8 protein-coding genes, 1 tRNA gene and 1 pseudogene are annotated in these 10,184 nt (G+C 63.9%); 4 read left to right on the top strand and 6 right to left on the bottom strand.

From position 1 onward, the window contains the following. Together ABY403_RS08725 and rocF are read right to left on the bottom strand one after the other, a co-directional pair. Positions 1-149: pseudogene (locus ABY403_RS08725) on the bottom strand (ornithine cyclodeaminase); the annotation flags it as partial. Next, entirely contained in the window at positions 146-1,072 is a 927-nt protein-coding gene (gene rocF, locus ABY403_RS08720; RefSeq protein ID WP_372840395.1) for an arginase, read from the bottom strand. The gene rocF and the pseudogene ABY403_RS08725, both read right to left, overlap by 4 nt. A gap of 304 nt (positions 1,073-1,376) precedes the next feature. On the opposite strand from rocF, the gene ABY403_RS08715 reads away from it, so the two are divergent. Then, positions 1,377-1,583 (top strand): cold-shock protein, encoded by a 207-nt coding sequence (locus tag ABY403_RS08715; protein ID WP_372840394.1) that lies wholly within the window; start codon positions 1,377-1,379, stop codon positions 1,581-1,583. A gap of 96 nt (positions 1,584-1,679) precedes the next feature. Here the strand turns inward: ABY403_RS08715 and metG are convergent, their stop codons facing one another. The 4 genes from metG to ABY403_RS08695 form a co-directional block, all read right to left on the bottom strand. Continuing rightward, positions 1,680-3,413 (bottom strand): methionine--tRNA ligase, encoded by a 1,734-nt coding sequence (metG, locus tag ABY403_RS08710; RefSeq protein ID WP_372840393.1) that lies wholly within the window; start codon positions 3,411-3,413, stop codon positions 1,680-1,682. Positions 3,414-3,497: 84 nt separating this feature from the next. Further along, positions 3,498-4,250 carry an SDR family NAD(P)-dependent oxidoreductase gene (locus ABY403_RS08705; protein WP_372840391.1) on the bottom strand — a complete coding sequence of 251 codons (753 nt, stop codon included), beginning with the start codon at positions 4,248-4,250 and terminating at the stop codon, positions 3,498-3,500. A 65-nt stretch (positions 4,251-4,315) separates the two neighbouring features. Further along, positions 4,316-5,536, bottom strand: coding sequence for an MFS transporter (locus ABY403_RS08700; protein WP_372840390.1), 1,221 nt, complete (start codon positions 5,534-5,536; stop codon positions 4,316-4,318). Between the two features lie 95 nt (positions 5,537-5,631). After that, positions 5,632-6,264 (bottom strand): hypothetical protein, encoded by a 633-nt coding sequence (locus ABY403_RS08695; protein WP_372840389.1) that lies wholly within the window; start codon positions 6,262-6,264, stop codon positions 5,632-5,634. Between the two features lie 161 nt (positions 6,265-6,425). On the opposite strand from ABY403_RS08695, the gene ABY403_RS08690 reads away from it, so the two are divergent. From ABY403_RS08690 to ABY403_RS08680, 3 genes are all read left to right on the top strand, one after another. Further along, positions 6,426-6,511: transfer RNA gene (locus ABY403_RS08690), tRNA-Leu, on the top strand. A 347-nt stretch (positions 6,512-6,858) separates the two neighbouring features. After that, positions 6,859-8,649: an ABC transporter transmembrane domain-containing protein gene (locus ABY403_RS08685; protein ID WP_372840387.1), complete on the top strand. Its 1,791-nt coding sequence runs from the start codon at positions 6,859-6,861 to the stop codon at positions 8,647-8,649. 105 nt (positions 8,650-8,754) lie between these two features. Then, on the top strand, positions 8,755-10,184 hold a 1,430-nt coding region (locus tag ABY403_RS08680; protein WP_372840386.1), incomplete at its 3' end, for an acyl-CoA synthetase.

Here is a 10,184-nt window from a genome sequence, read left to right as displayed (position 1 = left end):
TTGTCGAACTTTGGCCAGCGGCGAAAATCGGCTTCGATTTCGGCTGCAAGTTCAAGCAGCATTCGCTCTAGCCCGATGTGGTGAACAAGCCGCATCATATTTGCGACCGAGACGAAGGGAACCAGAGCCAGTTGCGAAGGTTTGCTCATGCGTAAATCCGGGTTGGGCGGTCAAACACCTTGCGCCCCATCAGGCTGGCGACAAGATCAACCATCAGCCGCGCGGTGCGGCCACGGTCATCAAGAAACGGGTTCAGTTCTACCAGATCGAGCGAGGTGACCAGCCCACTTTCGTGCAAAAGCTCCATCACCAGATGCGCCTCTCGAAAGGTGGTGCCGCCGGGCACGGTGGTGGCCACCGCAGGTGCGATGGCGGGGTCGAGAAAATCCACGTCGAGCGAGACATGCAAAAGCCCGCCCGCCGCCTCGACGCGGCCGAGAAAGCTGCGCAGGGGGGCGATGATGCCGCGTTCATCCAGCACACGCATGTCGTTGATTTCGATCGAGCGGGCCAGAAGCGCGTCACGCTCTGCCGGGTCTACCGAGCGGATGCCGAACATGCAGATGTTTTCGCCCGGCACCGGTGCCGGAAACGGCGGAAACGGCTTAAAACCCTCGCTACCCGCAATATAGGCCATCGGCGTGCCGTGCAGATTGCCGCTTTGTGTGGTTTCGACCGAGTGAAAATCGGTATGCGCATCGAGCCAGAGCACAAAGAGCGGCCGCCCCGCAGCCGCCGCATGTGCCGCGACACCAGAGACGGTGCCAAGCGACAGCGCGTGATCGCCGCCCATGAAGATCGGCAGGCCCGCCGCCATGCCCGCGCGCGCCGCAACCGCCAGCGCCTCGGTCCATGCGACAATCTCGCCCAGATGATGCACTGCGGGGTTGGCGCAGCTAAGCGCGCGCGCGGGTGCCGGGACCACGTCGCCGTGATCGACAACGCTGTGGCCCAGATCTTGGAGCGTTGCGCCAAGCCCGGCCACGCGATAGGCGGCAGGCCCCATTCCGGTGCCCTCGTGGCGCTGGCCGGTTGCAACCGGTGCGCCGATCAGAACGCAGTGTCTTTGCATGGTTCCCTCACTTTGTTGCACCATTACCGTCGGTATTGGCAAAGGAAAGCCGAATTGCGCAATATCAGGGGCAATTACCTACCGAATTGGCAGCATGTGCTACCAATTCGGAAATTGCGCCCTGCGCTTGCGATTCTGCACCAGAAATCACAAACCGTCTTGAGTTTTATACCGACCTCTCCCATATGAGCGGCGCGACGTTGTCTGATCGACGCTGTTCCTTTATCGGCCAGTCTTTCGATTCTGCACTGACTGAGCCGGGCCGCCGCGATGGTGCGGGTGGCATATAAAAGGAGAGATCACGATGGCTACTGGCTCCGTGAAATGGTTCAACGCTACCAAGGGCTTCGGCTTCATCGCCCCCGATGGCGGCAACAAAGACGTGTTCGTGCATATTTCGGCTGTTGAGCGCGCTGGCATCCGCGCGCTGAACGATGGGCAGAAAGTGTCTTTCGACATCGAAACCAGCCGCGATGGCCGCGAGTCGGCCACCAACCTTGCGCTGATCTGATTTCAGGCAGGTGCGAACCAGAACGGGGTGGGCCATGGCCCACCCCGTTTTTATTTGGGCAAAGGCCGAGGCGCGGTCTGCCCTCGGCGCAGGGGATCAGCTGCGGATGCCGGAAAACCGCTTTTGCCAATCTTCCCGCTCTTCATCCGCGATCTTGCGGAACAAGACTTCGGGCGTGGTAAAGGCGTGGCCTGCGGGCAGTGCTGCCAGCGCCTCGGCCACGGATTCGCCCGGCCAGTCGCGGTTGGTGGTCTGCATACCTTCCAGCATCGCGGCGGCGGCATCGGGGATGAAGGGTTCGGACAGCACCGCGTAAAGCCGCACGAGGTTCAGCGAAAGCCGGGTCTGTGCCGCGGCCTGTGCCGGATCGGTCTTGAACACGGTCCAAGGGGCTGCAGATTGCAGGTATTCGTTGCCCAGCACCCAGAGCGCGCGCAGATCTTGCGCGGCGCGGCGCACCATCATCGCATCCATCGACGCCTGATAGCTGGCAAGGCCCGCGCCGACTGCTTCGATCAGCGCCAGTTCCTGTGCGCCATATGTGCCGCCTTCGGGTACCGTCTCGCCGAACTTGCCGCGGCAGAACTTGGTGATGCGGCTGACGAAATTGCCCAGCACATCGGCAAGATCCTTGTTCACCGAGGTCTGGAAGTTTTCCCAAGTAAACTCGCTATCGGCCCCTTCGGGGGCGTGCGACAACAGCCACCAGCGCCAGTAATCGGCCGGCAGGATCGAGAGCGCCTGATCCATGAACACGCCGCGGCCTTGGCTGGTTGAAAACTGGCCGCCGTCATAGTTGAGGTAGTTGAACGACTTGATGTAATCGACCAGCTTCCATTGCGCGCCGCCCGCGCGGTTGGCGCCGATGATCGTGGCGGGGAAGCTGAGCGTGTGGAAGGGGACGTTATCCTTGCCCATGAACTCGGTATAGGTCACGTCATCCGCGCCCTTGTCGGTGCGCCACCAGCGTTGCCACGCGGCATCGTCTTGGCCGGTCGCATCGGCCCATTCGGCGGTGGCACCGATATATTCGATGGGCGCATCGAACCAGACGTAGAAAACCTTGCCTTCCATCCCGCTCCACGGTGCGCCTTCAAACTGCGCGGGAACGCCCCATTGCAGATCGCGGGTGATGCCGCGGTCTTGCAGGCCGTCGCCATCATTCAGCCATTTGCGCGCGATCGAGGTGGTCAGCACCGGCCAGTCGGTCTTGCTGTCGATCCATGCCGAAATCTCGCCCTTCAGGCTGCGCTGGCGCAGGTAAAGGTGCTTGGTCTCGCGCACCTCAAGCCGGGTAGAGCCGGAAATGGCCGAGCGCGGGTTTACAAGGTCGGTCGGGTCAAGCTGCTTGGTGCAGTTTTCGCACTGATCGCCGCGCGCTCGTTCGTACCCGCAATTGGGGCAGGTGCCCTCGATATAGCGGTCGGGCAAGAAGCGGTTGTCATCGATCGAAAACACTTGGCTTTCGGCAACTTCGGCGATCAGGCCCTGCTCGCCCAAGGTTTGCGCGAAATACTGCGTCAGTGCGTGGTTGCGCGGGCTGGACGAGCGGCCGAAATGGTCGAACGAAAGCCGGAAACCGCGCGCAAGTTCGGCCTGCACCTCGTGCATCTCGGCGCAGTATTCGGCCACTGGCTTGCCGGCTTTGGCGGCGGCAAGCTCGGCCGGGGTGCCGTGTTCGTCGGTGGCGCAGATGAACATCACCTCATGGCCCCGCGCGCGCAGATAGCGGGCATAAAGGTCTGCCGGAAGCTGGCTTCCCACCAGATTGCCGAGGTGCTTGATGCCGTTGATATAGGGGATTGCCGAGGTAATCAGATGCCGGGCCATCACGCGCCTTTCGTGCCGTTTCAGCGCGGTTTACAGCCCTTGCGCGGGTAAGGCCAGAGGGTTTGCCCTCTGGCCCTGCCGGGTTTATTGCGCGGTATAGCCGCCATCGACCAGATGATACGATCCGGTGATGAAGCTGGCCTGATCCGAAAGCAGAAACTGCACCAGCGCCGAAACTTCGCTAACGGTGCCCAACCGCTTGGCCGCGTGCAGCGAGGCGATCCCTGCAAGCGCGTCGGCCGGAAGCGCCTCTAGCAGCGGCGTGCTGATAAAGCCGGGGCCAACCGCGTTGACGCGAATGCCCGCCGCCGCATGTTCAAGCGCTGCCGCCTTGGTCAGGCCGACCACGCCGTGCTTGGCTGCGGTATAGGCAGAGGAATTGGCAAAGCCGACCGAGCCCAGAATCGAGGCGACGTTGACGATAGCGCCGCCGCCGTTCTTGACCATTTGCGGGATCGCAAAGCGCATTCCGTAAAAGACCCCGTTGAGGTTGATGTCGATCACCTGTTGCCAGCCGTCCACGGGATATTCGCCAACCGGTGCCTGTGGGCCGCCGATTCCGGCGTTGTTGACCAACAGATCGATGGGACCATACTTTTCTTCGGCCGCAGCCATCATCGCCTCGACCGCCTTGGGGTCGGATACATCGCAGGCCAGCGCAAAGGCGGTGCCCCCCGCTGCGACGATTTCAGTTTCAATCGCCTCTGCGGCGGGCAGGTGCCAATCGGCCACTACCACCTTGGCACCCGCGCCTGCCAGATCGCGCGCGATCTGCGCGCCGATACCTGAACCTGCACCTGTTACGAGCGCCACTTTCTTATCAAAACGAATGTCCATTGCTGCCTCCTCGATCTCTAATACACCCAAGTCAATATGGGGGTGGGGGGCGAGCCGGTTAAGGGCTAATCGTCCCGCCCGCGCCGGAAAAGCCGGCCGACCTGAAATGTGGTGCGCGGCACCCAGGTGTAGGGTAGGCGGCGGCGTGGGCCGGGGCGGAGCGCCATGCGCCAGAATCCGAACACCACCAGCACCAAATGCACCAGCGCGATGGCCCAGAACATCGAGGCCGGGCCAAACCCGTCAATCAGCAGCGAGGCGGCAAGCGGCGAGGCAATTGCGCCCACCGCATAAAGAAACATCAGCGCCGCCGAAAGCTCGACCCGTTCGGACGAGGTGGCGTGGTCATGCGCGTGGGCGGCAGAGACCGAATAGATCGGCAGCGTGACAAAGCCAAAGAGCCCCGCCGCTATGTAGATAGCCATGCTGCCCGCGCCCGCCATGGCCACGGTCATCGCGGCCGCGCCGATTGCGGCCAACGACAGCCCGATCAGCACCCAGCGGCGGTCAAAGCGGTCGGCCAGCCAGCCCACCGGCAGTTGCGCCACCCAACCGCCAAGCACATAGACCGCAAGGAACACTGCGATCTGATCCAGCGTCAGCCCGACCTCGGAGGCATAGACCGGGCCGACAAAGCGGAAGGCCGCGCCGGTGATGCCGGTGACCACCACCCCCGCCGCAGCCAAGGGCGAGCGCGCCCAAGCCATTGCCGGGCGCAGGCGGGGCGCTGCGGGGGTTACGGGTTCGGGGGTGCGGGTCAGTGCCAGCGGCAGAAGTGCGGCGCAGCAGGCGATGGCAAGAAGGTTGTAGGAGGCATAGCTTGAAGGTGTGAGCACGCCGATCATCAGCTGCGCGCCAAGCGATGCGCCCACATCGACCACCCGGTATACGCCCATCGCGCGACCGCGCGTTTCGTTCGTTACGCTGGACTGTAACCATGCCTCGATGATCGTATAACAGCCCGCCACCGACAGCCCGGTGAGCATACGCATGATCGACCATGCCAGCGGGTTCACCAGCATCATATGCGCGGCAATGCCGATGGTGCCGAGCGCCGAAAACGCCGCAAAAGCGCGCGAATGGCCGACCGTGCCCAGCATCCGCGGTGCCCACCAGCAACCGATGAAAAAGCCGATGAAATGCGCCGAGCCGAGCATACCGACTTCGCCCTTGGAAAAGCCTTGGCCCAGCCCCGAAATCGCATCCAGCGGTGCGACGCCGCCCGAGCCGAGCTGGACGAAGATCACCGACAGAAACAGGGCCGCGAAGGAGATGAGCATACGCATGGCGCGACGCTAGCTGCGGCGCGTGGGGGGTGGAAGGGTGATTGTGCGGCGCGGGCGGGAAAAGTGGGGGGGCGGGCTAAGCCCCGCCGGGGCCTTCAGCCTTCCGGTGCGCCCTGCCGGGTTGCCAGCAGCGCCGCGCCCGGGCCGGGTTCCAGCAGCCATGCGGCGGGGGGGGCCATGCGGGCGCGGCGGCGTTCGAGGCGCCAGCGGTTCTGGCCCTCGGCATGGGCGGCGGTGAGGTGCCAGCGGCTTTCGGCGCCGGGCGCGCCGCCTGCCTCGGGCGTCAGGATCAGGCCGATGGGGGCGCGGCCGCTGGCCTCGGCGGCCAGTTGCAGCCGCCGCATCGGGGTGAGGCCGGGGGGCGCGGCAAGTTCGGCCACCGCCATCGCCACCGCGCCGCTTTGCAGCGCCTCTTCAAGGCACCAGAGCGCCTCGCGGTCAGGCCGGGCGGCGGCAAGGATCAGCCGTTCGGGGGCGCAAAGCCCGGCCATGCCCCAAGGGTTGAGCGCGCGCGCCGCAACCTCGGGCGCGATCCAGAGCACCGCGCCCTCGGTCCGGCCCGCCAGCAGCAGCGCCAGTGTACGCCGCGCGGGGCCGCACAGTTCATGCACGCGTCCGCGCGCAAACTCGACCCCCGGTGCAAGTTGCAGCGGCGCGCGCCCGCGCGCCAGCAGCGGCGCAGGTTTCGCAGGCAGGGTCTCGGGCGGTGGGGCGGGGTGAGTCGGCATGGGATGAGGGTAGGGCGTTCGCTTTTCGTTCTCAAGGCCGCTGCGTACTTGTGAGAGGGGGCGAGGGGGCAAAAGCCAAGGCAAAGCGCAATGGCGGCACCCGACCTCTTGCCGCAGCGGCGCGAAGCGATTAGCCAAGGGGCAGGGGGCAGGCCCCCGGCGCGGGCGTGGCGGAATGGTAGACGCATGGGACTTAAAATCCCTCGGGCGCAAGCCCATGCCGGTTCGAGTCCGGCCGCCCGTACCAGTTGCCCCACCGCAGGATGAAGGCGGCAAGCCAGCATCGTAAACTGCCGTTACCCGGTTTCGGAAAGGCAGCGCATTGCGGCCTAGTGGGCCTGACGCGCGCGGTTACGGCTTTGCGGCGCAAGGCGGCAGGTCGCTGCGCAGACAAGGGGGCCTGCATGCGTTGCGCAGGCGGCAATCGTGCCAATGTTGCGCTTTGGCGCGGTGATCGCTAGCCTCGCGCAGGCTGAAGCACGCCTTGCGCGGGCTGGCCATTGGGGGCCCGTGCAGCGGCATTTTGGCGCGCCTTACCCTTGCCCCCGTCGCCCTAGGGGCATAGATCGCTGCACAGTAACGAAGGGAATTACCATGGCGCGCGGACCGAAACAGATGCACGAAGACCGGCCCACGTCCAAAAAGGTCGGCGCGTTGCGCGCATTGGTGCCTTTCGTGCGGCCCTATATGGGGCAGGTGGTGGCGGCGCTATTGGCGCTAATGCTGACTGCCTCGATCAGCCTAGTCCTGCCGCTGGCGGTGCGCCGCGTCGTTGATGGCTTTCAGGCGGGCGCGGAATTGCTGGACCAGTATTTCGGTGCGGCCCTTGGCTTCATTGCACTGCTCGCGATCGGCACGGGGCTGCGCTATTTCCTCGTGACGCGGCTGGGCGAGCGGGTGGTGGCCGACATTCGCAAGGCGGTTTTCGACCGCGTGCTGGGCATGAGCCCTGCGTTTTTCGAGCGTATCCTGACGGGCGAGGTAATCAGCCGCATCACCACCGACACCACGCTGATCCTCTCGGTCATCGGGTCTTCGGTTTCGGTGGCGCTGCGCAACGTGCTGATCTTGTTCGGCGGCCTTGCGATGCTGATGGTCACTTCGCCCAAGCTGACCGGCCTCGTGCTGCTGGTGGTGCCGGTGGTGATCGTGCCGATCGTGGTGCTGGGGCGGCGCTTGCGCGTTCTGGGGCGCGAAAACCAAGACTGGATCGCGAACTCGGCGGGGTCTGCGACCGAGGCGCTGTTGTCGGCGCAGACGGTGCAGGCATTTACCCACGAAGCCGAAAGCCGGGCCGATTTCGCCACCGTGACCGAAAAATCCTACGTCTCGGCGCGTCGGCGCATCTATACCCGCGCGGTGATGACCGTGATCGTCATCTTTCTGATCTTTGCGGGTGTGGTGGGTGTGCTTTGGGTCGGCGCGCGCGATGTGCGGCTGGGCGCTATGACCGTGGGCGAGTTGGTGCAGTTCGTCATTTATGCGGTGATGGTGGCGGGAAGCGTTGGCGCGCTTTCCGAGATTTGGGGCGAGGTGCAACGTGCGGCGGGTGCCACCGAGCGGTTGGCAGAGTTGCTGCATGCAGACGACCCGGTGCGCGACCCGGCAAAGCCCGCGCAGCTTAAGCGCCCGGTGCAAGGCGCGATCGACTTTGAAAATGTCACCTTCCACTACCCCTCGCGCCCTTCGGACTCGGCGCTGGATGGGGTAACGCTGGCCATCGCGCCGGGCGAGACGGTGGCGCTGGTCGGCCCGTCGGGCGCGGGCAAGACCACGATGATCCAGATGATCCAACGGTTCTGGGACCCGGAATCGGGCCGTGTCACGCTTGACGGCCAAGATCTGCGCACGCTGGCGCGCACCGATTTCCGCCGCTTTATCGCCTTGGTGCCGCAGGACCCGGTGATCTTTGCCGCCTCGGCGCGCGAGAATATCCGTTTTGGCCGCCCCGATGCCACGGATGACGAGGTTGAACAGGCCGCCCGCGCGGCACATGCGCATGAGTTTCTGGCAGCCCTTCCCGAAGGCTACAATTCCTATGTGGGCGAACGCGGGGTGATGATGTCGGGCGGGCAAAAGCAGCGCATCGCAATTGCGCGCGCGATCCTGCGCGATGCGCCGGTGTTGCTGCTGGACGAGGCGACCAGCGCGCTAGATGCCGAAAGCGAGGGGTTGGTGCAGGCGGCGGTCGAACAACTGACCAAGGGGCGCACGACAGTGATCGTGGCGCACAGGCTGGCGACGGTCAAACGCGCCGACCGGATCGTGGTATTCGACAATGGCCGCATCATCGCGCAGGGCACGCATGAAGCGCTTGTCGCCGAGGGCGGGCTTTATGCACGGCTTGCGCGGTTGCAGTTTACAGCGGGCCTCGAAACCGTCTGACATTGTGACGCGACGTGCCCACGGCGCAGGCCCTTGCCGCGCCGGTCTTTTGACGCCATTCTCTCGCAAATGCCCTTGAGGATGGGCATCCGGGGGAGGAACAAGATGTCTAGATTTAGCACAGTTGCAGATCGCAATGCTGTCGAAAATGAAATGGCGTGGGAAGCCCGCGACCTGCCGAAAACCATGTATCAATTCATGGCCGATGTGGCGCGGCGGCACGGCAGCCGCCCGGCGACGACATTTCAACTTTTGTCAGGGCCAAAGGACAAGGCCGAGACCTTGACCTGGTCGCAACTGATGGGGCGTGTCACGCAGGCGGCGAACCTGTTTCGCAGCCTTGGCGTGGGTGAGAACGATACCATCGCCTACATCCTGCCCAACAGCAACGAAACCGTTGTTGCGCTGATCGCAGGCGCGATTGCGGGCATCGTGAACCCGATCAACCCGCTGCTTGAGCCCGAGCAGATTTCAGCGATCCTGCGCGAGACCAAGGCCAAGGTCGTGGTCACGCTCAAAGCCTTCCCCAAGTCGGACGTGGCGCAGAAGACCGCCGAGGCGGTGAGGTTTGCACCGAACGTGAAGACCGTGCTCGAAGTTGACCTCAACCGATACCTGACCCCTCCCAAAAGCTGGATCGTGCCGTTGGTGCGCCCCAAGAACCCGGTCGAGCACATCGCGGCTGTGAAAGATTTCGTCGCCGAGTGCGCGCGCCAGCCCGCCGGGCAGTTGGCCTTTGCCGACAGCAAGACAGACCGGGTCGCCGCCTATTTCCATACCGGCGGCACCACCGGTATGCCGAAAGTGGCGCAGCACAAGTATTCGGGCATGATCTACAACGGCTGGCTGGGCGCGCGGCTTTTGTTTGACGAAACCGATGTGATGATGTGCCCGCTGCCGCTGTTTCACGTTTTTGCGGCCTATCCGGTGCTGATGTCGGCTATCGCCTCGGGGGCGCATGTGGTGTTTCCGACCCCGGCGGGCTATCGCGGCGAAGGCGTTTTCGACAATTTCTGGAAGTTGATCGAGCGCTGGCAGGTGACTTTTCTGATTACCGTGCCCACCGCGATTTCGGCGCTGATGCAGCGCCCGGTTGATGCCAAGGTTTCAACGCTGAAAACCGCGCTTTCAGGTTCGGCACCGCTGCCGGTCGAACTTTACAACCGCTTTGAAAAGGCCACGGGCGTGCAGATTTCGGAAGGCTACGGGCTGACCGAAGCGACCTGCCTTGTCTCGGTCAACCCGGTGCATGGGGTGAAAAAGGTGGGGTCGGTGGGGATTCCGATGCCGCATACCCATGTGCGGATATTGATGCAGGAAAATGGCAGCACCTTCCGCGAATGTGCCACCGACGAAGTTGGCGAGATTTGCATCGCCAACCCCGGTGTGTTCGAAGGTTCGACCTATACCGAGGTAGACAAGAACCACGACCTGTTCGCGGAAAATCGTTTCCTGCGCACCGGCGACCTTGGGCGGCTAGATTCCGATGGCTATTTGTGGATCACGGGGCGCAAGAAAGACCTGATCATTCGCGG

This window comes from Phaeovulum sp. (genome assembly GCF_041596715.1).
Classification (GTDB): Bacteria; Pseudomonadota; Alphaproteobacteria; order Rhodobacterales; family Rhodobacteraceae; genus UBA6213.
Note: the sequence above shows the minus strand (reverse complement) of the source record. Positions and strands in the feature narration are given on the sequence as shown.

What these genes read in the sequence shown, in the direction of transcription:
- rocF (WP_372840395.1), bottom strand. Translation starts at nt 1,072, where the DNA reads ATGCAAAGACACTGCGTTCTGATCGGCGCACCGGTTGCAACCGGCCAG.
- ABY403_RS08715 (WP_372840394.1), top strand. Translation starts at nt 1,377, where the DNA reads ATGGCTACTGGCTCCGTGAAATGGTTCAACGCTACCAAGGGCTTCGGC.
- metG (WP_372840393.1), bottom strand. Translation starts at nt 3,413, where the DNA reads ATGGCCCGGCATCTGATTACCTCGGCAATCCCCTATATCAACGGCATC.
- ABY403_RS08705 (WP_372840391.1), bottom strand. Translation starts at nt 4,250, where the DNA reads ATGGACATTCGTTTTGATAAGAAAGTGGCGCTCGTAACAGGTGCAGGT.
- ABY403_RS08700 (WP_372840390.1), bottom strand. Translation starts at nt 5,536, where the DNA reads ATGCGTATGCTCATCTCCTTCGCGGCCCTGTTTCTGTCGGTGATCTTC.
- ABY403_RS08695 (WP_372840389.1), bottom strand. Translation starts at nt 6,264, where the DNA reads ATGCCGACTCACCCCGCCCCACCGCCCGAGACCCTGCCTGCGAAACCT.
- ABY403_RS08685 (WP_372840387.1), top strand. Translation starts at nt 6,859, where the DNA reads ATGGCGCGCGGACCGAAACAGATGCACGAAGACCGGCCCACGTCCAAA.